Origin of the sequence: Microcella flavibacter, from assembly GCF_012530535.1 — a bacterium.
Lineage (GTDB): Bacteria > Actinomycetota > Actinomycetes > Actinomycetales > Microbacteriaceae > Microcella > Microcella flavibacter.
Map to the genome: position 1 here is coordinate 1,580,997 of NZ_CP051299.1, position 25,221 is coordinate 1,606,217.

21 protein-coding genes are annotated in these 25,221 nt (G+C 72.3%); 5 read left to right on the forward strand and 16 right to left on the reverse strand.

All coding sequences use genetic code 11. The features are described 5' to 3' along the window. Position 1: 1 nt before the first annotated feature. From mraY to HGB54_RS07540, 8 genes are all read right to left on the reverse strand, one after another. Complete coding sequence (gene mraY, locus HGB54_RS07505) at positions 2–1,102, reverse strand: phospho-N-acetylmuramoyl-pentapeptide-transferase (RefSeq protein WP_168915886.1); 1,101 nt, start codon at positions 1,100–1,102, stop codon at positions 2–4. Next, complete coding sequence (locus HGB54_RS07510; protein WP_168915887.1) at positions 1,096–1,743, reverse strand: glutamate ligase domain-containing protein; 648 nt, start codon at positions 1,741–1,743, stop codon at positions 1,096–1,098. Before HGB54_RS07510 ends, mraY begins: the two co-directional genes overlap by 7 nt. Continuing rightward, entirely contained in the window at positions 1,740–3,287 is a 1,548-nt protein-coding gene (locus HGB54_RS07515; RefSeq protein ID WP_168916885.1) for a Mur ligase family protein, read from the reverse strand. The genes HGB54_RS07510 and HGB54_RS07515 overlap by 4 nt, the downstream gene beginning before the upstream one ends. Positions 3,288–3,312: 25 nt before the next feature. Continuing rightward, the gene (locus tag HGB54_RS07520; protein WP_228545733.1) at positions 3,313–5,085 is read right to left on the reverse strand and encodes a peptidoglycan D,D-transpeptidase FtsI family protein; all 1,773 of its coding nucleotides are present in this window, start codon (positions 5,083–5,085) and stop codon (positions 3,313–3,315) included. A gap of 53 nt (positions 5,086–5,138) precedes the next feature. Then, entirely contained in the window at positions 5,139–5,750 is a 612-nt protein-coding gene (locus HGB54_RS07525) for a hypothetical protein (protein WP_168915888.1), read from the reverse strand. Next, positions 5,747–6,697 carry a 16S rRNA (cytosine(1402)-N(4))-methyltransferase RsmH gene (gene rsmH / locus HGB54_RS07530; RefSeq protein WP_168915889.1) on the reverse strand — a complete coding sequence of 317 codons (951 nt, stop codon included), beginning with the start codon at positions 6,695–6,697 and terminating at the stop codon, positions 5,747–5,749. The genes HGB54_RS07525 and rsmH overlap by 4 nt, the downstream gene beginning before the upstream one ends. A gap of 107 nt (positions 6,698–6,804) precedes the next feature. Next, positions 6,805–7,236, reverse strand: coding sequence for a division/cell wall cluster transcriptional repressor MraZ (gene mraZ / locus HGB54_RS07535; RefSeq protein WP_168915890.1), 432 nt, complete (start codon positions 7,234–7,236; stop codon positions 6,805–6,807). A gap of 296 nt (positions 7,237–7,532) precedes the next feature. Then, positions 7,533–7,922, reverse strand: a complete 390-nt coding sequence (locus tag HGB54_RS07540) for a DUF3040 domain-containing protein (protein WP_168915891.1) — start codon at positions 7,920–7,922, stop codon at positions 7,533–7,535. A gap of 84 nt (positions 7,923–8,006) precedes the next feature. Between HGB54_RS07540 and HGB54_RS07545 the strand changes: the two genes are divergently transcribed. After that, positions 8,007–9,128 carry a polyprenyl synthetase family protein gene (locus tag HGB54_RS07545; protein ID WP_168915892.1) on the forward strand — a complete coding sequence of 374 codons (1,122 nt, stop codon included), beginning with the start codon at positions 8,007–8,009 and terminating at the stop codon, positions 9,126–9,128. 71 nt (positions 9,129–9,199) lie between these two features. On the opposite strand, the gene HGB54_RS07550 is transcribed toward HGB54_RS07545, so the two are convergent. Further along, a complete protein-coding gene (locus HGB54_RS07550) occupies positions 9,200–9,577 on the reverse strand; it encodes an Rv2175c family DNA-binding protein (protein WP_168915893.1) in 378 nt (125 codons plus the stop codon). 145 nt (positions 9,578–9,722) lie between these two features. On the opposite strand from HGB54_RS07550, the gene HGB54_RS07555 reads away from it, so the two are divergent. Further along, positions 9,723–11,114 carry a LysM peptidoglycan-binding domain-containing protein gene (locus HGB54_RS07555; protein WP_228545734.1) on the forward strand — a complete coding sequence of 464 codons (1,392 nt, stop codon included), beginning with the start codon at positions 9,723–9,725 and terminating at the stop codon, positions 11,112–11,114. Positions 11,115–11,163: 49 nt separating this feature from the next. Then, the gene (pknB, locus tag HGB54_RS07560; RefSeq protein WP_168915894.1) at positions 11,164–13,125 is read left to right on the forward strand and encodes a Stk1 family PASTA domain-containing Ser/Thr kinase; all 1,962 of its coding nucleotides are present in this window, start codon (positions 11,164–11,166) and stop codon (positions 13,123–13,125) included. Between the two features lie 57 nt (positions 13,126–13,182). Here pknB and HGB54_RS07565 read toward each other — a convergent pair whose 3' ends face one another. The 3 genes from HGB54_RS07565 to HGB54_RS07575 all read right to left on the reverse strand — a co-directional run bounded on the left by HGB54_RS07565 (position 13,183) and on the right by HGB54_RS07575 (position 16,353). Beyond that, on the reverse strand, positions 13,183–14,553 hold the full coding sequence (locus HGB54_RS07565) for a class II 3-deoxy-7-phosphoheptulonate synthase (protein WP_168915895.1): 1,371 nt from the start codon (positions 14,551–14,553) through the stop codon (positions 13,183–13,185). An 84-nt stretch (positions 14,554–14,637) separates the two neighbouring features. Further along, positions 14,638–15,327 carry a lysophospholipid acyltransferase family protein gene (locus tag HGB54_RS07570; RefSeq protein WP_168915896.1) on the reverse strand — a complete coding sequence of 230 codons (690 nt, stop codon included), beginning with the start codon at positions 15,325–15,327 and terminating at the stop codon, positions 14,638–14,640. A 72-nt stretch (positions 15,328–15,399) separates the two neighbouring features. After that, positions 15,400–16,353: an ROK family glucokinase gene (locus tag HGB54_RS07575; protein WP_168915897.1), complete on the reverse strand. Its 954-nt coding sequence runs from the start codon at positions 16,351–16,353 to the stop codon at positions 15,400–15,402. Between the two features lie 98 nt (positions 16,354–16,451). On the opposite strand from HGB54_RS07575, the gene HGB54_RS07580 reads away from it, so the two are divergent. After that, positions 16,452–18,278, forward strand: a complete 1,827-nt coding sequence (locus tag HGB54_RS07580) for an AMP-dependent synthetase/ligase (RefSeq protein WP_168915898.1) — start codon at positions 16,452–16,454, stop codon at positions 18,276–18,278. Positions 18,279–18,404: 126 nt separating this feature from the next. On the opposite strand, the gene HGB54_RS07585 is transcribed toward HGB54_RS07580, so the two are convergent. The 3 genes from HGB54_RS07585 to HGB54_RS07595 are packed head-to-tail and all read right to left on the reverse strand — an operon-like array spanning position 18,405 to position 23,644. Continuing rightward, a complete protein-coding gene (locus HGB54_RS07585) occupies positions 18,405–18,902 on the reverse strand; it encodes a peptide deformylase (RefSeq protein ID WP_168915899.1) in 498 nt (165 codons plus the stop codon). A gap of 8 nt (positions 18,903–18,910) precedes the next feature. Beyond that, positions 18,911–20,188 (reverse strand): MinD/ParA family ATP-binding protein, encoded by a 1,278-nt coding sequence (locus HGB54_RS07590; RefSeq protein ID WP_168915900.1) that lies wholly within the window; start codon positions 20,186–20,188, stop codon positions 18,911–18,913. A 57-nt stretch (positions 20,189–20,245) separates the two neighbouring features. Beyond that, positions 20,246–23,644, reverse strand: a complete 3,399-nt coding sequence (locus HGB54_RS07595) for a pyruvate carboxylase (RefSeq protein ID WP_168915901.1) — start codon at positions 23,642–23,644, stop codon at positions 20,246–20,248. 119 nt (positions 23,645–23,763) lie between these two features. On the opposite strand from HGB54_RS07595, the gene HGB54_RS07600 reads away from it, so the two are divergent. Beyond that, positions 23,764–24,567, forward strand: a complete 804-nt coding sequence (locus tag HGB54_RS07600; RefSeq protein ID WP_168915902.1) for a ParA family protein — start codon at positions 23,764–23,766, stop codon at positions 24,565–24,567. Positions 24,568–24,663: 96 nt separating this feature from the next. On the opposite strand, the gene HGB54_RS07605 is transcribed toward HGB54_RS07600, so the two are convergent. Next, a complete protein-coding gene (locus HGB54_RS07605) occupies positions 24,664–25,209 on the reverse strand; it encodes a MerR family transcriptional regulator (RefSeq protein ID WP_168915903.1) in 546 nt (181 codons plus the stop codon). Positions 25,210–25,221 lie beyond the last annotated feature (12 nt).

A 25,221-nucleotide genomic window follows, 5' to 3' on the forward strand; every position in this document is an offset into this window, starting at 1 on the left:
GTTAGAGCACCGCCCACTCGAGGTAGAAGAGGCCGACGCCCATGGCGACGAAGAACCCGCCGATGAGCCAGAAGCGCACGACGACCGTCACCTCCGCCCAGCCCTTGAGCTCGAAGTGGTGGTGCAGCGGGCTCATGAGGAAGATGCGCTTGCCGCCGGTGAGCTTGAAGTAGATGCGCTGCACGATCACCGAGCCGGTGACGATGAGGAAGAGCCCGCCGATGAGGACGAGGAGGAGCTCGGTGCGGGTGAGGATGGCGAGCGCGGCGATGGTGCCGCCGAGGGCGAGCGAGCCGGTGTCTCCCATGAAGATCTGCGCGGGCGAGGTGTTCCACCAGAGGAACCCGATGAGCGAGGCCACGATCGCGGCGGCGACGATGGCGAGGTCGAGCGAGTCGCGCGCCTCGTAGCACTTGTACCGCACGGCCTCGTCGAGCGAGGGGCTGATGCAGCTCTGGTTGAACTGCCAGAAGGCGATGAGGATGTAGGCGCCGATCGAGAAGATCGAGGATCCGGTCGCGAGCCCGTCGAGGCCGTCGGCCACGTTGACCGCGTTGGACGCGCTCACCACGATGATGATCGTCCAGATCGTGAAGAGGATGCCGCCGATCACCGGGCCGCCGAGGAGCGCGAAGTCGAGCCACTCGATGTCGCGCACCGCCGAGATGGCGGTCGACGCCGGCGTGACGCCGCGCTCGTCGGGGAACCCGAGGGCGAGCACGGCGAAGACGGTCGCCGCGATGACCTGACCGGCGATCTTCGCCCATCCGCCGAGGCCGAGGCTGCGCTGCTTGCGCACCTTCGAGAAGTCGTCGATGAAGCCCACGAAGCCGAGGTTGACGAGCAGCAGGAGCACCAGGAGCGCGCTCACGGTGATGCGCTCCCCCGTGACGAGGTGCCCGAAGAAGTAGCCGCCGACCGCGCCGAGGATGACGACGATACCGCCCATCGTGGCGGTGCCGCGCTTGGTGTGATGCGACTGCGGGCCGTCGTCGCGGATGAACTGGCCCCACTCGAGGCGCTTGAAGAGCCGGATGAAGAGCGGCGTCGTGAAGAGCGTGAACGCGAGGGCGAAGGCGCCCGAGAGGAGCAGGACTACCACGAGGCCTCCTGGGTCAGGCGGTCGACCAGGTCGGCCAGCGGGGTGCGGGCCGCCGCGCTGATGAGCAGCGCGTCGCCCGGTCGGAGGTGCGATCGCAGCACAGCGTAGGCCTCGTCGAGGTCGGCGACGAGCACCGACTCCCCGTCCCACGAGCCCTCGAGCCCGGCCGCGGTCGCGGTGTGCCGGGCGCCGTGCCCGACGACGATGAGCTGCGAGACGTCGAGCCGCACGACGAGACGGCCGAGGCCGTCGTGCTCCTCGAACCACTCGGCGGGCTCGGAGTCGAGCTCGCCGAGCACGGCGAGCGAGCGGGTGCGGCCGCGCGTGGCGTCGGCGAGCACCTTGAGCGAGCGGCCGACCTCGTGCCGGGTCCGCGCCAGGGTGTCGTCGAGCAGCAGGGCGCCGTTGCCGAGCTCGATGCGGCGGCAGCGGCCGGGGATCTCGGGGGTGCGGGCGGCGGCGGCGAGGGCATCCGGCCAGCTCACCCCCTCGGCGAGGGTGGACTCGAGCATCGCGAGGGCCGCGTCGACGACGGCGTCGCCGAGCGCGGCGAGCCGGATCGTGCCCGTCTCGTCGCCGCGGCGCACCTCGACGATGGCGCCCTCGAGGCCGTGCTGCACGTCATCGACCACGATCGTCATCGCGGGCTCCAGCCGGCCTCGCGGAGGGCCGCGCGGGCCTCCTCGCGGGCGGAGTACTCGGTGCGCACGCCGCGGATGTCGCGGTAGTCCTGGTGGCCGGGGCCGGCCCAGAGGATGGAGTCGCCCTCGCGCGCCAGGTTGACCGCGACCCGGATGGCGGCCTCGGGCGGGCTGACCTCGTGGATCTCGGGGCGGTTCGTCGCGAGCGCGGCGCCCTCGAGCAGGGTCGCGCGGATCGACGCCGGATCCTCGAAGCGCGGGTGGTGGTCGGTGATGACGAGCACGTCGCAGCCCTCGGCCGAGACGCGGCCCATGTCGTGGCGCTTCGTCGCGTCGCGGTCGCCGTCGGCGCCGACGACCATGATCGTGCGGCCCGTCGTGAAGCGCCGCACGGCGGCGAGCGTGTTCTCGAAGGCGTCGGGGCTGTGGCCGAAGTCGACGTAGACGCTCGGCCCCTCCTCGCCCGAGACGCGCTCGATGCGGCCCGGCAGGTAGGCGTCGATGCCCGTCTCGCCGAGAGCGTGCGCGATGGCGTCGAGCTCGAAACCGGCCTCGACCATCATGACGAGCGCGAGCCCGGCGTTCGCGGCCATGTGCCGGCCGATGAGCGGCACGCGGGTCTCGATCGACTGCCCGCCGGGCCCGGTCAGGCGGAAGGCCGTCCACTGCGGCGTCTCCTCCGTGAGCCGCAAGCGCCACTCCGCGTCGACGTCGTCGCGCGCGCTGATCGTCGTCACCGGGATGCGCGCCGAGTCGACGACGCGCTGCCCGTAGGGCGAGTCGAGCGAGACGACGCCGCGGCGCCCGCGCTCCGGCTGGAAGAGCGGCAGCTTCGCCTGGAAGTACTCCTCCATGTCGGCGTAGTCGTCGAGGTGGTCGTGGCTGAGGTTGGTGAAGCCGACGACGTCGAAGACGATGCCGTCGACGCGGTGCCGGGTGAGGGCCTGCGCGCTCACCTCGACGGCGACGGCGCGCACGCCGGCCTCGCGCATGCGGGCGAGCAGCGCGTGCATCTCGCTCGCCTCGGGCGTGGTCAGGCGGCTCACGACCGTCAGATCGCCGATGTGGCGCTCGGTCGTCGACGAGAGCCCGGTCACGAGCCCGACCTGCCGCAGGATGCCCTCCAGCAGGTGGGAGGTGGAGGTCTTGCCGTTCGTGCCGGTCGTGCCGAAGAGCAGCGGCGGCTCCTCCATCGTGCGGTAGACCCAGGCCGAGACGTCGCCGAGGGCGGCGCGCGGGTCGTCGACGACGAGGATCGGGAGCGCGGCATCCCCCGCCAGGGCGGCGCCGGTCTCGTCGGTCATGATCGCGACCGCGCCCTTCTCCGCCGCGTCGCCCGCGAACTCCGCGCCGTGGCGGTGCTCGCCGCGCAGGCCCACGTAGAGGTCGCCGGGCTGCAGGTCGGCAGTGCTGAGCGTGATGCCGGTGATCTCGATGGCGTCGAGCGACCCGCGGGCCTCGATGCCGAACTCCTCGACGAGGCCGCTGAGCGGGCGCGCCGCGGGGTGCTCCGGTCGGAGGACGGGGGGGATGCGACCGGACAACACGACTTCTTTCTCGAGGGAGGCGCTACCAGGTGAGCGGCAGGCGGGGCGCGGGCTGCGTCGAGGGCGGTACCCGGTAGGTCTTCAGCACCTGGGTCATGATCGACTGGAAGGTGGGTGCCGCGGCGGCGGACACTTTCATCGTATCGGGCTTGCCGTACGTGACGATCACGAGGTACTGCGGGTCCTCCGCCGGGGCCATGCCGGCGACGCTCACGATGCGCTCGTTCGTGTACACGCCGTTCTCGGCGACCTCGGCGGTGCCCGTCTTCGCCGCCACGCGGTAGCCGGGGATGCTGAGCTGGCTGCTCAGCGCGCCGTCGGTGACGACGCCCTCGAGCATCGCCACGACGCCGTCGGCGGCGGACTCGGAGACCACCCGTACCCTCTCGGCAGAGGGCACGTCGGTCACGGTTCCGTCGGCGCGCTCGCACCCGGCGACGAGGGTCAGGGGAACCCGCACGCCGTCGTTCGCGATGACCTGGTAGGCCCCCGCCATCTGGGCGCTCGTCGCGGTGACCCCCTGGCCGAACATCTGCACGAACGCGCGGTGGCCGTCCACATTCTCGGCGGTGTCGACGAAGCCCGCCGACTCGCCGAGGAAGTCGACCCCCGAGTAGTCGCCGAGCCCGAAGCCGCGCAGGTACTGCTCGCGCTGCGCGATCGAGAGCCGTTCGGTCAGTTGCGCGGTGCCGATGTTCGACGAGTTGACGAGGATTCCCGCGCTGGTGAGCGCCAGGTCGCCATGCGGCCAGGCATCGCGGATGACGAAGTCGGAGATCGTCGCGTAGCCGTCGCGCACCGTGACCTTCTCGGAGGGAGTGGTCACGCCGGCATCGAGGAGAGCCGAGAAGGTCACGGGCTTCATGATCGATCCGGGCTCGTAGGGCGAGCTGAAGATACGGGACCCGAGGTTGTCGGGAGCGGTGCCGTTCACGTCGTTGGGGTCGACCGTGGGCCAGTCGGCCGCGGCGAGGATCTGCCCGTCGACGACGCGCACCACCATCGCGGTCGCCCAGTCGGCGCCGAGCGCCGAGCCCTGCGCCTCGATCGCCTGCTGCGCGAACCACTGCAGGTCGGTGTCGATAGTGGTGCGCAGCGTGCCACCGTCGGTTGCGGCCTGCTCCACAACCGTGGACCCGGGCAGTCGCACACCGTCGGCACCGCGCTCGTAGGTTGAGGTGCCGTTCGTGGCGGCCAGGCAGTCATCCATGCTCGCTTCGAGGCCCGTCTGAGGAGCATCCGTGCCGAGGAACCCGACGAGGTTGCCGGCCACCTGCCCGTTCGGGTAGGTGCGGGCCGGCTGCCGCTCGAAGTAGACCCACGGGATGCCGAGGTCGCGCACGGCGCGGTACACCTCGGTCGTGACGCCGCGCACGAGGTAGGCGTGGTCGTCGTCCGGGTCGGCGGCGAGCTCGGCGTCGATCGACGACTGCAGCTCGGGCGCCTCCTGCCCGGTGAGCGCGGCGATCGCGCCGAGCGCGTCGGCGACGGTGCGGGTCGAGCGCTCCCCGGTCTCGTCGTCGACGACGGTGGAATCGGCGACGAACTTGGGCGCCACGGTGATGTCGTAGCGGTAGACGGTGTCGGCGAGTACGGCGCCGTTGCGGTCGACGATGTCGCCGCGCGCGCCGTAGGTGAGCGTCGGCACCGAGCGCCGCTGCTCGGACGCCGCGGTGAGCTCCCCCGCCCGCACGACCTGGATGTCGACGAGGCGCACGAGGAACGCGACCACGATGGCCGCGACGATGATGACGGTGAAGGCCAGGCGGCGGCGCGTGCGGCGGACTGCGATCACGGGGTGCTCCTGCCTGATCCGGGGTGGATGCTCGTACCGGGGGGTGGTTCGCGTCACCGGGTGACCGGTGACGGCAGCGTCGTAGGCCGCTCGGGGGCGATGCCGTTCGCGGGCGAGGTTAGCGACCCCGGGGCCGGCGGCGTCGCGGCCACGCCGGGCGCCTCTCCCTCCGGCCCCGAGGTCACCAGCGGCACGTCGGTCAGCAGCACGTTGCCGATCGTGCCCGCACGCCCGTCGAGCACCCCTGCTCCGGCGTCGGCCGCGACCGGTGCACCCAGCACCGTCGCGTCAGCCAGCCGCAGGTACGCGGGACTGGCGTTCGCCACCATGCCGAGCGACTCGGCGTTGGCGGCGAGGTTCTGGGGGGAGCGCAGCGTCTCGAGGCTCTCGGTGAGCACCTGCGCCGATCGGTCGAGCTCGACCGCCTCGCCCTGCAGCGCGGCGATGCGGTACGCGCCGTCGCTGAGCGCGATGGAGAGCAGCAGCTGCGTCAGCAGGATGGCGAGCACGCCGGCCGTCGAGACCACCGCGTAGACGGCGCGGGGGCGGGCCCGGCGCTGGGCGCGCGTCGTGACGACCTCGACCGGGCGCGGGGCGCGGGGGGATGCCGGCGCCCCGGGTGCGGCGTCGGGCAGGCGGCGGGCCGTCGCCGTCGCGGCGCTCACGCGGCGATCCGCAGGCGCTCGGCGGCGCGCAGTCGCACGGGGATGGCGCGGGGGTTGCGTGCGCGCTCGGCCTCGTCGGCGAGCTCGGCGCCGCGCACGAGGAGGCGGAACTCGGGCCGGTGCTCGGGCAGCTCCATGGGGAGGCCGGCGGGTGCGGTGGAGCGGGAACGGGCGGCGAGCTCGCGCTTGACGATGCGATCCTCCAGGGACTGGTAGGCGAGGACGACGATGCGGCCGCCGATGGTGAGCGATTCGAGCGCCGCGGGCAGCGCGACCTCGAGGGCCGCCAGCTCGGCGTTCACCTCGATGCGGAGGGCCTGGTAGACGCGCTTGGCGGGGTGCCCCGTGCGCTGCGCCGAGCGCGGCGTGGCGTCGAAGATGATCTGGTTGAGCTCGGCGCTGCGCGCGATCGGGGCGCTGAGCCGCGCCTCGACGATGCGGCGGGCGTAGCGCGGCGCGAGCTTCTCCTCGCCGTAGGCGTAGAAGATACGGCGCAGCTCCTCCTCCGGGTACTCGGCGAGCACGTCGGCCGCGGTGGGGCCCGTCATGCGGTCCATGCGCATGTCGAGCGGAGCATCCTGCGAGTAGGCGAAGCCCCGCTCGGCCTCGTCGAGCTGCATGGAGGAGACGCCGAGGTCGAAGAGGACGGCGTCGGCCGCCGGCAGGTCGAGGTCGTCGAGCGCCTCGCGGATGCCGTCGTAGACCGTGTGCACGGGCCGGAAGCGGCTGCCGAAGCGCGCGAGCCGCTCGCCGGAGGCCGCGAGCGCGTCGGTGTCGCGGTCGAGACCGACCACGGTGAGGCCGGGGAAGCGGTCGAGGGCGGCCTCGGTGTGGCCGCCGAGGCCGAGCGTCGCGTCGACCATGACGGCGTCGGGGCGCTCGAGCGCCGGGGCGAGGAGGTCGAGCGATCGCTCGAGGAGCACGGGGACGTGGCGGGTCTCGGTCATGCGGTTCCGGTGGATCGGAGCGCGGGGCCCGGATCCCCATCCGTGCGACCTGGCACCGGGGAAGGTGCGCCAGGGCAGATCACGGCTGGGAGTCCGATGCCTCGCGATCAGAACAGGCCCGGGATCACCTCCTCCTCGGTGCTCGAGAACGCCTCCTCCTTCTCGGCGTAGTACGCCTCCCAGGCCTCGGTCGCCCAGATCTCGGCGCGGTCGCCCGCGCCGATCACGGTGAGGTCGCGGCCGAGGCCGGCGTAGTCGCGCAGCGCCGCTGGCACGGTGACGCGGTGCTGCTTGTCGGGCACCTCGTCGCTCGCGCCGGAGAGGAACATGCGCACGTAGTCGCGGGCGGCGCGGCTCGTGAGCGGGGCCTTGGTGATCGCCTCGACCTTCTCCTGGAAGGTCGGCCGGCTGAAGACGTAGACGCAGCGCTCCTGGCCGCGGGCGAGCACGACGCCGCCGGAGAGCTCCTCGCGGAACTTGGCCGGAAGGATGATGCGCCCCTTCTCGTCGAGCTTGGGGGTGTGCGTGCCGAGGAACATCGTCGCCCTCCCCCTTCCCATCTCCGGCCTGAAGATCTAGGTGAGCTCCACTTTACTCCACTTTGCTCCACAAAACTATGGCGCGGCACCACTGTAGCCCGAACTGGGGGCATCTTCGCCCGATATTCCGCGGAACTCCGGGGTGGAGGACGGTGGAGGGGATTTGGGCGCCGGGGAGGACGCGAGCATCCCGAACCGCGACGGGGCGGCGATGATGACCGCCAGCCCGGCGCGCGGGCACGAAAAAAGGGCCGACCCGGGAGGGCCGGCCCTGAAGAGGGAGGGGAGTGGAGCGGCTAGCGGTCGCCGTCCTGGCGGCGCTCCCAGCGCTCGTTGATCGTGTCCATGAAGGAGCCGCTGCGACGCGGCTTGCCGCCGCTGCGCGGGGCGGCGCCCGGGCGAGCGGCCGGCTCCGCGGTCGCGGAGCCCTTGCCGGGCGTGATGACGATGAGCACGCCGGCGAGCATGAGGGCGAAGCCGACGATGCCGATCACGGCGAGCTGCGTGATGACGCCGGCGACGAGGGCGCCGACGCCGCCGATGGCGAGCAGGGCGCCGAGCGCGATCTGCGTGTAGTTGGGCTTGCCGCGACGACCGGAGACGGTCGCCACGAAGTCGGCGTCGTTCTGGTAGAGATTGCGCTCCATCTCTTCGAGAAGGCGCTGCTCCTGCTCCGACAGCGGCATGCTGAACCCCTTGATGCTCGGCGCGATGGGTCGTCTCCCACCGCTCCCCCAGTGTAGGACCGCGCTCCTGGATAGGCTAGGCGAGTGCCTGAGAGATTGCGGTTAGTCGACCTGGTCAATGCCCGACTCGACGAGTTCCTGACCGAGCGGGGCAACCACCTGGCGACCATCGCCGACGAGCTCGACGTCTTCCTCGACGCCAGCCGCGATCTGCTGAGCGGGGGCAAGCGGTTCCGGGCCCTGTTCGCCTACTGGGGCTGGCACTCCGTCGCCGGCACCGTGCGCCAGGACGACCTGCTCGCCGAGCTCGACGACCACCCCGAGCTCGACGCCGTCATCGACCTCGCCGCGGCGCTGGAGATCTTCCACGCCGCCGCCCTCGTGCACGACGACATCATGGACAACTCCGACACCCGGCGCGGGATGCCCTCCGTGCACCGCCGCTTCCAGGCCGAGCACGCCCGCCGCGAGTGGGTCGGATCCTCCTCGGGCTACGGATCCGCGAGCGCCCTCCTCCACGGCGACCTGCTGCTCGGGTGGAGCGACGAGCTGCTCGCCCAGGGCCTCTCCCGCGTCGCCGACCGCGGCGCCGCCCGGCGGGCCCGCAGCGAGTTCCACCTCATGCGCACCGAGGTCACCGTCGGCCAGTACCTCGACATCCTCGAGGAGGTCGCCTGGCGCGAGGCGCCCGAGGAGGACCTCCTCCCCCGCGCCCACCGCGTCGTCACCTACAAGTCGGCGAAGTACTCCATCGAGGCGCCGCTCGCGCTCGGCGGCCTCATGGCCGGCGGCACCGACGAGCAGGTCGACGCCCTCCGCGCCTTCGGGCTGCCGCTCGGCGTCGCCTTCCAGCTGCGCGACGACCTGCTCGGCGTCTTCGGCGATCCGAGCGTCACCGGCAAGCCCGCGGGCGACGACCTGCGCGAGGGCAAGCGCACCGTGCTCATCGCCCTCGCCCGCGCGGCGCTGCCCGGCGGCGCGACCCGCCTCATCGACGAGCTGCTCGGCGACCCCGACCTCACCGAGGCGCAGATCCGCACCCTGCAGGCGACCATCCAGGAGAGCGGCGCCGTCGACACGGTCGAGCAGATCATCTCCCGCTCCGTGGCCCAGGCGATCGCCGCGATCGAGGATGCCCCGCTCAGCCGCTCCGCGCGCGCCGAGCTCATCGGCCTGAGCGACCTCGTCACGCGGCGCGCGCACTAGCGCGCCGCACGCCGCGGCCCTCGCGGGCCGACTAGGTCGGTCGGATCCGGCGCCGGGCCGGAAGGCGAGCGCTAGAAGGCGAGCGACTGGGCGACCCGGCGCACCTCGGCCTTGCGGCCCTCGCGCAGCGCGGCGATCGGGCTCGTGCCGAGCGCGTCGTCGTGGCTGAGCATCCAGCGCATCGCCTCGTCGTCGGAGTACCCGCTGTCGGCGAGCAGGACGAGGGTGCCGCGCAGCTCGTGCAGCGGCTCGCCGTCGCGCAGGAACTCCTCCGGCACGACGAGCACCTTGTCGCGGCGGATGCCGAGCAGCTGGCGATCCTCGAGCAGGCGGTGGATGCGGCCCGGTGAGACCCCGAGCATCTCGACGAGGTCGGGAACGGTCAGCCAGCGGGCGGAGTCAGCGGTCACCCCTCCAGGGTGCCATGCGCCGCGGCACCGCTGGAGCATCCCTGCATGTTTCGGGCTTGTTAACTGGAGCCCCATCCGCCACAGTGGTTGACACCCGTTGTATTCTGTGACCGCGGATGGGGGACATCCGCACGCGCCCGGCACTCCGACCGGCGCACCGCACCACCGGAGGGGACGGCGTCTCATGCCCGAGAGCAGCCACGAGAACGATCAGGCGCGCTGGCAGCAGCTGCAGACCGAGGGGCGCGATCGCGCCCGCGCGGTCTTCGGGGGCCTCGCGCCCCGCGGCGGTGCCGCCTCCGCCCCGACGAGCACCGCGACCGCTCTGGCCTCCTCGCCCGCCCCGACCTCCGCGCACGGCCACGACCGGATGCCCGAGCAGAGCCGCGCCGCCGCCCGCATGCGCAGCGCCGCGCGCAGCACCATGCCGATCGTGCTCACGGGCGCGATCGCGCTCGGCATCGGCCTGACCGGGCCGACCGACAGCGCGCACGCCGCGCCCCGCAAGCCGCTGAGCCCCAAGCCGCAGCAGGCGCTCGGGCCCAGCACGCTGCGCGCCGCGCTCGCCCACGTCGGCGCCGCGATCGCGCCCGGCGCCCTCGCCTCACAGGCCGTGGCGACGGCCGCCGCGCCGACGCAGTACACCGTGGTCGCCGGCGACACCGTCAGCGGCATCGCCGGGCGCTTCGGCCTCTCCACCGCCTCGGTGCTCGCGCTCAACGGCCTGAGCTGGAAGTCGACGATCTTCCCCGGCCAGCGGCTGACCCTCGCCTCCGGCCCGGTCAAGGCCGCTGCCGCCTCGACCCCGGCCGTGACCGGCGGGCAGTACGCGATCCGCTCGGGCGACACGCTCTCGGCCGTGGCCGCGCGCTTCGGCGTCTCGACGCAGTCGATCCTCGACGCGAACGGCCTCGGCTGGTCGAGCATCATCTACCCGGGCCAGGTCATCGTCATCCCCGGCACCGGGCCCGCCCCGCTCGCCGATGCCGTGCCGGCCGCCCACATCACGCCCGGGGGCGCCGCGGACGCCGCGATCAGCGCGTCGCCGGCACTGCCGGGCCCGCCGCCCGCCGCCGCGGCTCCCGCCCCCGCCGCCGCTCCGGCGGCACCGGCCGCCCCCGTCGCGCAGCCCGTGCCCGCTCCCCCGCAGCAGACGCCGCCCCCGGCCGGCACCATCTCGCCGCTGAGCGGTGAGGGCCGGCAGCACGCCCTCACGATCATCCAGGTCGGCCGCCAGCTCGGCGTGCCCGACTACGGCATCGTCATCGCGCTCGCCACCGCGATGCAGGAGTCGTCGATGCGCAACCTCACCTGGGGCGACCGCGACTCGGTCGGCCTCTTCCAGCAGCGGCCGAGCACCGGCTGGGGCACCGTCGCCGAGCTGCAGACGCCGGCCACCGCCGCGAGGCTGTTCTACGTCGGCCGCGAGGGACTCACCCGCGGTCTGCTCGACATCCCGGGATGGCAGTCGATGAGCCTGACGCAGGCCGCGCAGGCCGTGCAGATCTCGGCGTACCCCGACCACTACGCGAAGTGGGAGTCGAGCGCCTGGGCCTGGCTCTACGAACTGACCTGATCCGTGTGGCACCCGGGCCCGCCGCCGCACGCGACCTAGAATCGCTCGGGTGAGCACCTCGATGACCGACCCGATGATCGGCCGGCTCATCGACGGCCGGTACCAGGTGCGCTCGCGCATCGCGCGGGGCGGCATGGCGACCGTGTACCTCGCCACCGATCAGCGGCTCGAGCGCCTCGTCGCGGTCAAGATCATGCACGGGCACCTCGCCGACGACAGCACCTTCACCGAGCGCTTCATCCAGGAGGCGCGATCGGCCGCGCGCCTGGCCCACCCGAACGTGGTCAACGTCTTCGATCAGGGGCAGGATGCCGACTCGGCGTACCTCGTCATGGAGTACCTGCCCGGCATCACCCTGCGCGATCTGCTGCAGGAGTACGGCGCCCTCACGAGCGCGCAGACGATGGACATCGTCGAGGCGCTGCTCTCCGGGCTCTCCGCCGCCCATCGGGCCGGCATCGTGCACCGCGACCTCAAGCCCGAGAACGTGCTGCTCGCCGACGACGGCCGCATCAAGATCGGCGACTTCGGGCTCGCGCGGGCCGCGACCGCGGCGACCGCGACGGGCGCCGCCCTGCTCGGCACGATCGCCTACCTCTCCCCCGAGCTCGTGACCCGCGGCATCGCCGACACCCGCAGCGACATCTACGCGGTCGGCATCATGATGTTCGAGATGCTCACGGGCGAGCAGCCGTTCAAGGGCGAGCAGCCCATGCAGATCGCCTACCAGCACGCGAACGACTCGGTGCCCGCGCCGAGCGGCACGAACCCGAGGGTGCCCGCCGAGCTCGACGAGCTCGTGCTGTGGGCGACCGCCCGCGACCCCGAGGACCGCCCCGCCGACGCGCGGGCGCTGCTCGAGCAGGTGCAGGAGACCGCGCGCAACCTCGAGACCTCGCTCACCGGCACCGGGCCTCAGAAGACGATGGCCTTCACCACGCCCCTGGTGACGCGCGCCGACACCGCCGAGACCCAGGTGCTCGGCATGCGCGGCGCCGTCGTCACGGCCGCCGCGCCGACGAACCCGGCCGCTCTCGCCGCCTCGAGCGCCACCGGCGAGCTCGCGCGTGCGGCCGCGCCGCGCCGCCGCCGCGGCTGGATCCTCCTCCTCGTCGTCCTGCTGCTCGCCGGTCTCGCCGCGGGCGCCGGCTGGTGGTTCGGCGCCGGCCCCGGCGCGCAGGCGACCGTCGGCGACGTCCGCGGGCTGTCGGTCGAGGAGGCGCAGCTCGCGCTGACGGAGCAGAACGTGCTCGTCGGCGAGGAGCGCGGCGAGGCCTACGACCCCGAGATCGCCGCCGGCCTCGTGCTGGGCACCGATCCGCCCGCGGGCGAGGTCGTCGCGCGCGATGAGCCCGTGCGGCTCATCGTCTCGCTCGGTCGGGAGCCGACCACCGTTCCCGGCGTCATCGGCATCCCCGAGGCGGATGCCCGACTCGCGCTCGAGACCGCCGGGCTCGTCCCGGCTGAGGCGACGATCGCGCAGTTCGACGCCGGCATCGCCGAGGGCTCCGTCATCGCCGTCGTGAGCCTCGCCGAGGACGGTTCGGAGACCGTCGTCGAGCCCGAGTCGGGCTCCTTCGTCGGCACCCCCGTGAGCCTCGTCGTCTCCGTCGGCGCCGTCCCCGAGGTGATCGGCCTGTCGTCCGCCGACGCGATCCGCGCCTTCGAGGAGCGCGGTCTCGTCGCGACGATCGTGGGCGATCCCGTGTTCAACAACGACATCGCCGCCGACGGCGTCGTGAGCGTCGCCGGGCCCGAGGGCGCGATCCGCCCCGGTGCGGAGTTCGGCCTCACGATCTCGAAGGGGCCCGACCTCGTCGACGTGCCCGACGTGGTCGGCGAGAGCATCAACGCGGCGCGCGACATCCTGCAGGAGGCCGGCTTCGAGGTGACGATCGAGACGAACGCCCCGAGCGTGTTCTGGGGCCTCGCGATCGTGCAGGAGGTGCGCCCGGGCGACGCGCAGGTGCTGCGGGGCACGCCCATCACGATCGTCGCGTTCTTCGACTGACGCCGGGCGCCGTCTCGGCGACCGCGCCGCCCGCGGGCGGGCGCGGTCGCGACCGGGTCAGGCCTTGCTGAGCTCCTCGGCGACGAGGAAGGCCAGCTCGAGCGACTGCATGTGGTTGAGCCGCGGGTCGCAGAGCGACTCGTAGCGCGTGGCGAGCGTCGCCTCGTCGATCATCTCCGAGCCGCCCAGGCACTCGGTGACGTCGTCGCCGGTGAGCTCGACGTGGATGCCGCCGGGGTGCGTGCCCGCCGCGCGGTGCGCCTCGAAGAACCCCTTGACCTCGTCGACGACGTCGTCGAAGCGCCGCGTCTTGTATCCGGTGGGGGTGGTGAGGCCGTTGCCGTGCATCGGGTCGGTGACCCACAGCGGGGTGGCATCGAACGACTTGATGGCCTCGAGGAGCGGTGGGAGGGCATCCCGGATGGTGCCCGCGCCCATGCGCGTGATGAAGGTGATGCGGCCCGGCTCGCGATCGGGGTCGAGCACGTCGATGAGCTTCTCCATCGTCTCAGGGCTGGTCGACGGGCCGAGCTTGATGCCGATGGGGTTGCGGATGCGGCGGAAGAAGTCGACGTGCGCGTGGTCGAGGTCGCGCGTGCGCTCGCCGATCCAGAGGAAGTGCGCGCTCGTGTTGTACGGCGTGCCCGTGCGCGAGTCGATGCGGGTCATCGGGCGCTCGTAGTCCATGAGCAGTCCCTCGTGGCTGGAGTAGAACTCGACGCGCTTGAGCTCGTCGAAGTCGGCGCCGGCGGCCTCCATGAACTTGATGGCGCGGTCGATGTGACCGGCGAGGCCTTCGTAGCGCTGGTTGGCGGGGTTCGCCGCGAAGCCCTTGTTCCAGCTGTGCACCATGCGCAGGTCGGCGAAGCCGCCCTGCGTGAAGGCGCGGATGAGGTTCAGCGTCGAGGCGCTCGTGTGGTAGCCCTTCACGAGGCGGGCCGGGTCGGCCTGGCGCGACTCGGGCGTGAAGTCGTAGCCGTTGACGATGTCGCCGCGGTAGGCGGGCAGGGTCACGTCGCCGCGGGTCTCGTTGTCGCTCGAGCGGGGCTTGGCGAACTGGCCGGCCATGCGGCCCATCTTGATGACGGGCATGGAGGCGCCGTAGGTCAGCACGACGGCCATCTGCAGGATCGTCTTGACGCGGTTGCGGATCTGGTCGGCGGTCGCGCCGGCGAAGGTCTCGGCGCAGTCTCCGCCCTGCAGCAGGAAGGCGTCGCCGCGGGCCGCGCGGGCGAGGCGCTCGCGCAGCTGGTCGACCTCGCCCGCGAAGACCAGCGGGGGCATCGTGGCGAGCTCGGCCGAGGCGGCGGCGACGGCCGCGGCATCGGGCCAGGCGGGCTGCTGCTTGATCGGCAGCGTGCGCCAGTGGTCGAGACCGGCGAGCACGGCGGGATCGGCGGAGATGACGGGTTCGGTCGGATCGACCACGGCGGAACGTCCTTCGAGAGCGGTGGTGGGGTCGTCGGCCGCGCGCAGCGGCCTCGGTCGAGCCTAGTCGAGCGCGGGAGCCGCTCAGCGCGTGTGCGCGGGTCGGCGGTCCTTGACCGTCGTGGCGTAGACGTCGTCGTACTGCTGACCGCTCAGCCGGCCGAGCTCGTACATGATCTCGTCGGTGATCGAGCGCAGCACGAAGCGGTCGCCCTCGAGGCCGGCGAAGCGGCTGAAGTCGAGGGGCTCGCCGAACACGACGCCGGGGCGCATGACCTTGGGGATGCGCACGCCGATCGGCATGACCTTCTCGGTGTCGATCATCGCGACGGGCACGACCGGGGCGCCCGACTCGAGGATCATGCGGGCCACGCCCGTGCGGCCGCGGTACATGATGCCGTCGGGGCTGCGGGTGCCCTCCGGATAGATGCCGAGCGCGTAGCCGTCGGCGAGCACGCGCAGGCCGGTGTTGAGCGAGGCCTCGCTGGCCCGCCCGCCGGAGCGGTCGATGGGGATCTGCCCGCTCGCCTCGAAGAACACCTTCGTCATCCAGCCCTTGATGCCCTTGCCGGTGAAGTAGTCGCTCTTGGCGAGGAACACGACGCGGCGGTCGAGCACGAGCGGCAGGAAGACCGAGTCGACGAACGAGAGGTGGTTGCTCGCGAGGATGACAGGGCCGTTGCGGGGCACGTTCTCGATACCGCGCACCCAGGGGCGGAACACGGTGAGGAGGATGGGCCCGATGACGAGGTTCTTCATCAGCCAGTAGAACACCGGTGTCCCCTCCTCTCGACTGCGGTCGACGCCGCGCTCCACCCTAACCCCCGATCGGGGGCGGTCCGCGCCTCAGACCGCGGCGGCCGCGGCGTGGATGCGGGCGAGGTCGGCGGCGCCGACCACCCCCGCGTCGTTGACGAGCTCGGCGACGACGAAGCGCGGCTCGGGGTGGTAGCCGCGGGCCGGGAGGTGGCTCAGGTAGCTCTCGCGCACCGGGTCGAGCAGCAGATCGCCGGCGATCGACACTCCCCCGCCGAAGACGAACAGCTCGGGGTCGAGCACGGCCGAGAGGCTCGCGCAGGCCTGGCCGAGCCAGTGACCGAGCTGGCGCAGGGCGTGCAGGGCGCCCGGGTCGCCGTCGGCGATGTGCTCGGCGAGCAGCCCGCCGTCGAGCGCGCCGGCCCGCTCGCGCGCCGCAGCGAGGGTCAGGCCGATGCCGCCGGCGTCGGCGATCTCGTTGGCCATCCGCAGCAGGGCGCGGCCCGAGCCGTACTGCTCGATGCAGCCGTGCGCGCCGCAGCCGCAGGGCAGGCCGTCGGGGACGACGCGCAGATGCCCGAGTTCGCCGGCCGTGCCGAAGCCGCCGCGCAGCAGGCGGTCGCCCGTCACGATCGCGCCGCCGACCCCCGTGCCGATGGTGAGCATCGTCATGTCGTGGGCATCCCGCGCGGCGCCGAAGCGGAACTCGGCCCAGCCGGCGGCGTTGGCATCGTTGTCGATCGTGACGTCCATGCCGAGGCGGTCGCGCAGACGATCGCGGAAGGGCTCGTTGCGCCAGTTGATGTTCGGCGCGTAGTAAACGGTGCTCTGCGAGGAGTCGATGAAGCCGGCCGCGGCGACGCCCGTGGCGATGACCTGCTGCCCCGCGCCGAGCCGCTGCACCATCTCGACCACCGCGTCGACGATGGCGCCGGGGTCGCCGGCCGGGGTCGGGGTGCGCTCCTCCGCGAGGATCACCCCGTCATCAGCGACAAGCGCGCCCGCGATCTTGGTCCCACCGATGTCGATTCCCACAGCATGCACGGGAATGGAGCCTAGCGGGGCTCGTCGCCCCCGGGAGAGCGCCCGTTCAGCGGATAGACTGCGCCGACCACCCGTCCACCGGTACCGAAGGAGCTGCCGTGAAAGAATTCGTCGTCCCGGCCGTCGTCACACCCGACCCCCAGGCCAACGCGACCGACCTCCTCGTCGACCGCGTCGCCCTCGATCCGAACGCCGCGCTCTTCGCGCTGCCGACCGCCGACGGGGGGTGGCAGGACGTCTCGGCGGGCGAGTTCCACCGCCAGGTCGTCGCGCTCGCCAAGGGCTTCATGGCCTCCGGCGTGCAGGCCGGCGACAAGATCGGCTTCATCTGCAAGACCCGCTACGAGTGGACGCTGGTCGACTTCGCCGCCTGGTTCGCCGGCGCGGTGCTCGTGCCGATCTACGAGACGAGCTCGCCGAGCCAGATCCAGTACATCCTCGAGAACTCCGAGGCCACCGCGATCATCGTGGAGACCGCCGAGCACTTCTCGCGCTTCGACGAGATCGCGGGCGACGTCGCCCACGTCACGACGACGTGGCAGATGCACCTGGGCGACCTCGACAAGCTGGCCGCGCAGGGCACGACCGTCAGCGACGAGCAGGTCGAGGAGCGCCGCAGCATCGCCGTCGGCTCCGACCTCGCGACGCTCATCTACACCTCCGGCTCGACCGGCACCCCCAAGGGCTGCGTGCTCACCCACTCCAACTTCGTCGAGCTCAGCCGCAACGCCGCGGTCGCCATGAAGGAGGTGCTGGCGCCGGGAGCATCCACCCTGCTCTTCATCACCACGGCGCACGTCTTCGCGCGCTTCATCTCGATCCTCGCCGTGCACGCGGGCGCGAAGGTCGGCCACCAGGCCGACACGAAGCAGCTGCTGCCGGCCCTCGGCTCGTTCAAGCCGACCTTCCTGCTCGCGGTGCCCCGCGTGTTCGAGAAGGTCTACAACTCCTCCGAGCAGAAGGCCGAGGCCGGCGGCAAGGGCAAGATCTTCCGCAAGGCGGCCGACGTCGCCGTGGCGCACTCGCAGGCGCTCGACGCCGGCAGCGTGCCGTTCGGCCTCAAGGTGCAGTTCGCGCTCTTCGACCGCCTGGTCTACTCGAAGCTCAAGACCGCCATGGGTGGCCGCGTCGTCTACGCCGTCTCGGGCTCGGCGCCCCTCGGGCTGCGCCTCGGCCACTTCTTCCGCAGCATGGGCATCCGCATCCTCGAGGGCTACGGCCTCACCGAGACCACGGCCCCCGCGACGGTGAACCTCGTCAGCAAGTTCAAGATCGGCACCACCGGCCCGGCCCTGCCCGGCGTCGGGGTGAAGATCGCCGACGACGGCGAGATCCTCGTCAAGGGCATCAACGTCTTCGCCGGCTACTGGAAGAACGAGGCCGCGACCGCCGAGGTCATGGACGGCGAGTGGTTCCGCACCGGCGACATCGGTGTGCTCGACGACGACGGCTACCTCACGATCACCGGTCGCAAGAAGGAGATCATCGTGACCGCCGGCGGCAAGAACGTCGCCCCGGCCGGCCTGGAGGATCCGATCCGCTCGAACCCGATCATCGGCCAGGTCGTCGTCGTCGGCGACCAGAAGCCCTTCGTCTCGGCGCTCATCACGCTCGACAGCGAGATGCTGCCGGTGTGGCTCAACAACAACGGCGAGGAGGCCACGATGTCGCTCGACGCCGCGGCCCGGCACCCCAAGGTGCTCGCCGAGGTGCAGCGCGCCGTCGACGTGGCGAACTCCCGCGTCTCGCGGGCCGAGTCGATCCGCAAGTTCACCATCCTCGCCACCGAATTCACGGAGGCGAGCGGGCACCTCACGCCCAAGATGAGCATCAAGCGCAACGTCATCACGAGCGACTTCGCGTCGGTCATCGAGGGCATGTACGCCGGGGCTCCGCAGACGCAGGGCATCTCGCTGCAGGGCTAGAGCACCACGATCGGCGCGGGCGCTCCTCCTCACCGGAGGGGCGCCCGCGTCGTTCGTGCGCGCGGCGCGCGGCGGGCATCCCGAAACCGCGCAGCGGACGATCGAGACGGGATGCCCGGCGCGGGCTCAGCGGCCGAACCACTCCTGGCGGCGGATCGCGCGCATAGCCTCGCGCTTGACCTCGGGCTCGAGGCCCTCGATGTAGAGGCGGCCGTCGAGGTGGTCGGTCTCGTGCTGCAGCGCCTGGGCGAGCAGACCCTCCCCCGCGAGCTCGACGGGCGCGCCGTCGAGGTCGATGCCGGTGACGCGCGCCCACGGGTGGCGCAGCCGCGGGAACCCGACGCCCGGCACGGAGAGGCAGCCCTCGTCGACGGGTTCGGGCTCGCCCCGCACCTCGACGAGCACGGGGTTGAGCACGTAGCCGACCTCGCCGTCGACGTTGTAGCTGAACGCGCGCAGGCCGACGCCGATCTGGTTCGCGGCGACGCCCGCCCGGCCCGGCTCGCGCACGGTGTCGAGCAGGTCGGCCACCAGCCGCCGCGTGCCGTCGTCGATGGTCGCGATCTCGTCCGTGCGCGAGCGCAGCACGGGGTCGCCGAAGAGGCGGATGGGGCGGACGGTCATCGGGGCGGTCAGCGCTCCGCGACGGGCATGCCGTCCATGACGATGGCCGCGAGCTGCCGGGCGTAGTACCGGGTGGTTGAGTGCAGCGAGTCCCAGTTGATCGCGCTGCCGGCGGCGAGCTGCTCGTCGTACGGGATGCGCACGATGGCGCGCACGCGGGAGGCGAAGTGCGCCTCGATCTCGTCGAGCTTCACGAGGTTCGTGGCCTGCGTGCCGGCGTTGATCGCCACGACGGCGTTGCGCACGAGGGCGCCGTAGCCGTTCGCCTCGAGCCAGGTGAGCGTCTCGGAGGCCAGCCGCGCCTCGTCGACGCTGCCGCCCGAGACGATGACGATCGAGTCGGCGCGCTGCAGGGTCGCCCGCATGACCGAGTGCACGATGCCCGTGCCGCAGTCGGTGAGCACGATCGAGTAGTAGCGGGCGGCGAGGTCGGCCACGACGTTGTAGTCGTTCTCGTCGAAGGCCTCCGACAGCATCGGGTCGGTGTCGCTCGCGAGCACGTCGAGGCGCGTCTCGTCGCGCGAGACGAGCGTCGAGAAATCGGTGTACCCCTGGATGCTCGCGGCCCGGTTGACGACGTCGCGCACGGTCGCGCGCGTCTGCTTCGTGATCCGCTCGCTGAGGGTGCCGCGGTCGGGGTTCGCGTCGACGGCGATGATGCGGTCCTCGCGCACGGAGGCGAGCGCCATGCCGAGCAGGGCCGTCACGGTGGTCTTGCCGACGCCGCCCTTGCGCGTGAGGACGGGCACGAACCGGGCCCCGCCCTCGAGGGCGACGTCGATGCGGGCGTCGAGCTCCTTGCGCGCGCGCACCTTCGGCGAGTCGCCGAGGTTCACCCGGCGGAGGGTCGCGGAGTAGACGAAGCGCGGCCAGGCGCCCTCGGGCTGCGCCCGCCGCCCGCGGCGGCTGTCGATGAGGCGGTCGGCGGTGAGCATGGCGGCCGATTCGGGGCCGACGCGCTGGCCGTGCATCCGCTCGTGCCGGGTGTAGTCGGCGACCGCGACGCCGCCCGTGTCGGTGGGCGGCGAGGTGGTCGCGCGGGCGAGCGACTCGTCGGCGAGGGCGATCGTGGTCGTGCCCGTCTCGAGCACCTCGATGACGCTCGGGTCGATCGCCGAGCCCGGGATCGCGACGGCGGTCTCGTCGTCGGGAGCGACGCGCACCGGGGCGGGCAGGGCGACTTCGATCGTCAGCGACTCGGGCAGAGACGCGGCGAGGTCGTCGCCGGAGGGCTCGAGGCCGTCGTCGACGGTCGTCTCGTCGCGGCGGGCGCGATCAGGCACCATAGAGCGACCCTCCTCCTGTGTATGCGGCTCGCCAGTCTACCGTCCGGCTCGCCGGGCTCAGCCGACGACGACGAGCAGGTCGCCCGCCTCGACCTGCTGCGTGGCCGGCACGGCGAGCCGCTGCACGGTGCCCGCGACGGGGGCGGTGATCGCCGCCTCCATCTTCATGGCCTCGATGGTGGCGACGGTCTGGCCGACGGCGACCTTCTCGCCCTCGGCGACCTTGAGCGTCACGACGCCCATGAACGGCGCCGCGATCTGACCGGGCTGCGCGGGGTCGGCCTTCTCGGCGCTCACCGCGTCGACGGCCACCGAGCGGTCGCGCACCGTCACCGGGCGCATCTGCCCGTTGAGCGTCGCCATGACGCTGCGCATGCCCTTCTCGTCGGGCTCGCCGATCGCCTCGAGCGAGATGAACAGGCTCACGCCGCGCTCGATCTCGATCGTGTGCTCCACCCCGGGCTTCAGGCCGTAGAGGTAGTCGGGGGTGGCGAGCACCGAGAGGTCGCCGTACTGCTCGCGCACCTGCAGGAACTGCTGCGTCGGCTGGGCGAAGAGCAGCTGGTTGAGCATGAGTCGGCGGTCGTCGGTCGAGCCCGCGAGCTTGGCGCGCTGCTCGTCCGTGATCGGCGTCGTGCCGATCTTGACCGTGCGGCCCTCGAGCACCTTCGAGCGGAAGGGCTCGGGCCACCCGCCCGGCAGGTCGCCGAGCTCGCCGGCCATGAAGCCGATGACGGAGTCGGGGATGTCGTAGTTCTGCGGGTTCTGCTCGAAGTCGGCCGGGTCGGCGCCCGCGGCCGCCATCTGCAGCGCGAGGTCGCCGACGACCTTCGACGACGGCGTCACCTTCGTCGGGCGGCCGAGGATGCGGTTCGCCGCGGCGTACCAGTCCTCGATGAGCTCGAAGCGGTCGCCGAGGCCGAGCGCGATGGCCTGCTGGCGCAGGTTCGACAGCTGGCCGCCGGGGATCTCGTGCGTGTACACGCGCCCGGTGGGGCCCGGCAGCCCCGACTCGAAGGGCGCGTAGGCGCGGCGCACCGACTCCCAATAGGGCTCGAGATCGGTGACGGCCTCGAGCGGGATGCCCGTGTCGCGCTCGGTGTGCGCGAGCGCGGCGACGAGGGCCGAGAGCGAGGGCTGCGAGGTGGTGCCCGCCATGGGGGCGCTCGCGGCATCGACGGCGTCGGCCCCGGCGCGCGCGGCGGCGAGCAGCGTCGCGAGCTGACCGCCGGCGGTGTCGTGCGTGTGCACGTGCACGGGCAGGTCGAAGCGCTCGCGCAGGGCGCCGACGAGCTTCTCGGCCGCGCCGGCGCGCAGCAGCCCGGCCATGTCCTTGATGGCGAGGATGTGCGCGCCCGACTCGACCATCCGCTCGGCGAGCCGCAGGTAGTAGTCGAGCGTGTAGAGGTCCTCCGCCGGGTCGAGCAGGTCGCCCGAGTAGCACAGCGCCACCTCGGCTACCGTGGAGCCCGTGGCGAGCACCGCGTCGATCGCGGGCCGCATCTGGTCGACGTCGTTGAGCGCGTCGAAGATGCGGAACACGTCGATGCCGGTCGCGGCGGCCTCGGCGACGAAGGCGTCGGTCACCTCGGTCGGGTACGGCGTGTAGCCGACCGTGTTGCGCCCGCGCAGCAGCATCTGGATGGCGACGTTCGGGAGGGCCTCGCGCATGGCGGCGAGCCGCTGCCACGGGTCCTCCCCCAGGAAGCGGAGGGCGACGTCGTACGTCGCTCCGCCCCAGGCCTCGACGCTGAGCAGCTGCGGCGTCAGCCGCGCGACGTGCGGCATGACGGCGGTGAGGTCGCGCGAGCGCACCCGCGTGGCGAGGAGCGACTGGTGGGCATCCCGGAACGTCGTGTCGGTGACGGCGAGCGCGGTCTGCTCGCGCAGCGCGCGGGCGAAGCCCTGCGGCCCGAGCTCGAGCAGCCGCTGGCGCGAGCCCTCGGGCGCGGCGGTCTCGAGGTCGACGGACGGCAGCTTGAGCGCGGGGTCGATGATGCCGGCGCCCGCGCCGTGCGGCTGGTTGACGGTGACGTCGGCGAGCCAGCTCAGCACCTTCGTGCCGCGATCCTTCGAGGCGTTGCTGCGCACGAGGTGCGGCCGCTCCTCGATGAAGGAGGTGCTGAGGTCGCCGGCCTGGAAGGCCGGGTCGTCGAGCACGGCCTGCAGGAACGGGATGTTCGTGGTCACGCCGCGGATGCGGAACTCGGCGAGACCGCGGCGCGAGCGCGAGACGGCGGCGGCGAAGTCGCGGCCGCGGCAGGTCATCTTCGCGAGCATGGAGTCGAAGTGCGGCGAGATCTGCGCGCCCGAGGCGATCGTGCCGCCATCGAGGCGCACGCCGGCGCCGCCGGGCGAGCGGTAGGTCGTGATCTTGCCCGTGTCGGGGCGGAAGCCGCTCGCCGGGTCCTCCGTCGTGATGCGGCACTGCAGGGCGGCGCCGCGCAGGTGGATGCTCTCCTGCTCCAGGCCGAGCTCGGCGAGGGTCTGGCCGTAGGCGATGCGCATCTGCGACTGCACGAGGTCGACGTCGGTGACCTCCTCAGTCACGGTGTGCTCGACCTGGATGCGCGGGTTCATCTCGATGAAGACGTGCTCGCCCGCGCGCTCGCCCGCGGTGTCGAGCAGGAACTCGACCGTGCCGGCGTTGACGTAGCCGATCGACTTCGCGAAGGCGATCGCGTCGCGGTACATCGCCTGCCGCACGCCCTCGTCGAGGTTGGGGGCCGGGGCGATCTCGACGACCTTCTGGTGGCGCCGCTGCACCGAACAGTCGCGCTCGAACAGGTGCACCGTGCCGCCGTGGGCGTCGGCGAGGATCTGCACCTCGATGTGGCGAGGGCGCACGACGGCCTGCTCGACGAACATGGTCGCGTCGCCGAAGGCGCTGTCGGCCTCGCGCATGGCCGCCTTGAGGGCGTCCTCCAGCTCCTCGCGGCGCTCGACGCGGCGCATGCCGCGCCCGCCGCCGCCCGCGACCGCCTTGGCGAAGACGGGAAAGCCGATCTCGTCGGCGGCGTCGAGCAGCACCTGGATGTCGGTCGTCGCGGGGCTCGACTTCAGCACGGGCACGCCGGCGGCGATCGCCTTTTCCTTCGCCGAGACCTTGTTGCCGGCCATCTCGAGCACGGAGCGCGGCGGGCCGATGAAGGTGATGCCGGCGTCGGCGGCGGCCTGCGCGAGGTCGGGGTTCTCACTCAGGAAGCCGTAGCCGGGATAGATGGCGTCGGCGCCTGCGAGCTTCGCGACGCGGATGATCTCGGCCACGTCGAGATAGGCGCGCACGGGGTGCCCCGGCTCGCCGATCTGGTACGCCTCATCGGCTTTCAGCCGATGCATAGAGTTGCGATCCTCGTACGGGAAGACGGCGACCGTCTTGGCCCCCAGCTCGTAGGCGGCGCGGAAGGCGCGGATCGCGATCTCCCCGCGGTTGGCGACCAGGATTTTCCGGAACATCGATCCCTTTCGGCGTGCGGCAGGACAGGTGCGGGCGGCTGCCGGGAGCAGTGGTGGCGGCTCGTGCGACGGCGCGTGCGGTGCGCGGTTCCACCCTAGTGAAGGTAGGGTTGTTGATCGTGCACGTACTGAGCATCAGCTCCCTGAAGGGCGGCGTGGGGAAGACCACGGTGACGCTCGGGCTGGCATCGGCGGCGTTCTCGCGGGGCCTTCGCACCCTGGTGGTCGACCTCGATCCGCAGTCCGATGCGTCCACGGGCATGGACATCCAGATCGCCGGGCACCTCAACGTCGCCGACGTGCTCTCCTCCCCCAAGGAGAAGATCGTGCGCCAGGCGATCGCCCCGTCGGGCTGGACCCGCGGGCGCCAGGGCACCGTGGACGTGCTCATCGGCAGCCCCTCTGCCATCAACTTCGACGGGCCGCATCCGAGCATCCGCGAGATCTGGAAGCTCGAGGAGGCCCTCGCCCACGTCGAGGCCGACTACGACCTCGTGCTCATCGACTGCGCCCCCTCTCTCAACGCCCTCACCCGCACCGCCTGGGCCGCGAGCGACCGGGTCGTCGTCGTCACCGAGCCGGGCCTGTTCTCCGTCGCCGCCGCCGACCGCGCCCTCCGCGCGATCGAGGAGATCCGCCGCGGCCTCTCCCCCCGCCTCCAGCCGCTCGGCATCATCGTCAACCGCGCGCGCGTGCAGAGCCTCGAGCATCAGTTCCGCATCAAGGAGCTGCGCGACATGTTCGGCCCGCTCGTGCTCGCCCCGCAGCTGCCCGAGCGCACCTCGCTGCAGCAGGCGCAGGGCGCCGCGAAGCCGCTGCACATCTGGCCGGGCGAGAGCGCGCAGGAGATGGCGCGCAACTTCGACCAGCTGCTGGACCGCGTCATGCGCACGGGGCGGCTCGGGGAGTACGCGCAGCGCTAGCGGGGCATCCCGTCGCCGATCGCACGATCAGTGGATGCTCGGCGCGCCCCGCCCGCTGAGCCTGGCGGCACTGCCCGACGGCGGCGCTCGAGCGCCCTAGGAGGCGCGGGTCGCGCGGCGCGCGGCGAGCTCGTCGGAGGGATCCTCCGCCGGCGTGGAGTCGAGCTCGACGAGCGTGCTCTCGACCTCGCGCAGCACCTTGCCGACGGCGATGCCGAAGACGCCCTGGCCGCGGCTGACGAGGTCGATGACCTCGTGGTCGGAGGTGCAGAGGTAGACGCTCGCGCCGTCGCTCATGAGCGTGGTCTGGGCGAGGTCGCTGACGCCGGCCTCGCGCAGCTGGTTGACGGCCGTGCGGATCTGCTGGAGCGAGATGCCGGTGTCGAGGAGGCGCTTGACGAGCTTGAGCACGAGGATGTCGCGGAAGCCGTAGAGGCGCTGCGTGCCGGAGCCGGAGGCGCCGCGCACGGTGGGCTCGACGAGCTCGGTGCGGGCCCAGTAGTCGAGCTGGCGGTACGAGATGCCGGCGGCGCGGGCCGCGACGGCCCCGCGGTAGCCGGCCTGGTTGTCGAGCTCGGGCAGGCCGTCGGTGAAGAGCAGTTCCATGTCGTAGCGATCGTCGCTGCGGCGGACTTCGCTCATGGCCGATACCTA

What these genes read in the sequence shown, in the direction of transcription:
- HGB54_RS07510 (WP_168915887.1), bottom strand. Translation starts at nt 1,743, where the DNA reads ATGACGATCGTGGTCGATGACGTGCAGCACGGCCTCGAGGGCGCCATC.
- rsmH (WP_168915889.1), bottom strand. Translation starts at nt 6,697, where the DNA reads ATGACCGAGACCCGCCACGTCCCCGTGCTCCTCGAGCGATCGCTCGAC.
- mraZ (WP_168915890.1), bottom strand. Translation starts at nt 7,236, where the DNA reads ATGTTCCTCGGCACGCACACCCCCAAGCTCGACGAGAAGGGGCGCATC.
- HGB54_RS07540 (WP_168915891.1), bottom strand. Translation starts at nt 7,922, where the DNA reads ATGCCGCTGTCGGAGCAGGAGCAGCGCCTTCTCGAAGAGATGGAGCGC.
- HGB54_RS07550 (WP_168915893.1), bottom strand. Translation starts at nt 9,577, where the DNA reads ATGCTCCAGCGGTGCCGCGGCGCATGGCACCCTGGAGGGGTGACCGCT.
- HGB54_RS07555 (WP_228545734.1), top strand. Translation starts at nt 9,723, where the DNA reads ATGCCCGAGAGCAGCCACGAGAACGATCAGGCGCGCTGGCAGCAGCTG.
- HGB54_RS07585 (WP_168915899.1), bottom strand. Translation starts at nt 18,902, where the DNA reads ATGACCGTCCGCCCCATCCGCCTCTTCGGCGACCCCGTGCTGCGCTCG.
- HGB54_RS07590 (WP_168915900.1), bottom strand. Translation starts at nt 20,188, where the DNA reads ATGGTGCCTGATCGCGCCCGCCGCGACGAGACGACCGTCGACGACGGC.
- HGB54_RS07595 (WP_168915901.1), bottom strand. Translation starts at nt 23,644, where the DNA reads ATGTTCCGGAAAATCCTGGTCGCCAACCGCGGGGAGATCGCGATCCGC.
- HGB54_RS07605 (WP_168915903.1), bottom strand. Translation starts at nt 25,209, where the DNA reads ATGAGCGAAGTCCGCCGCAGCGACGATCGCTACGACATGGAACTGCTC.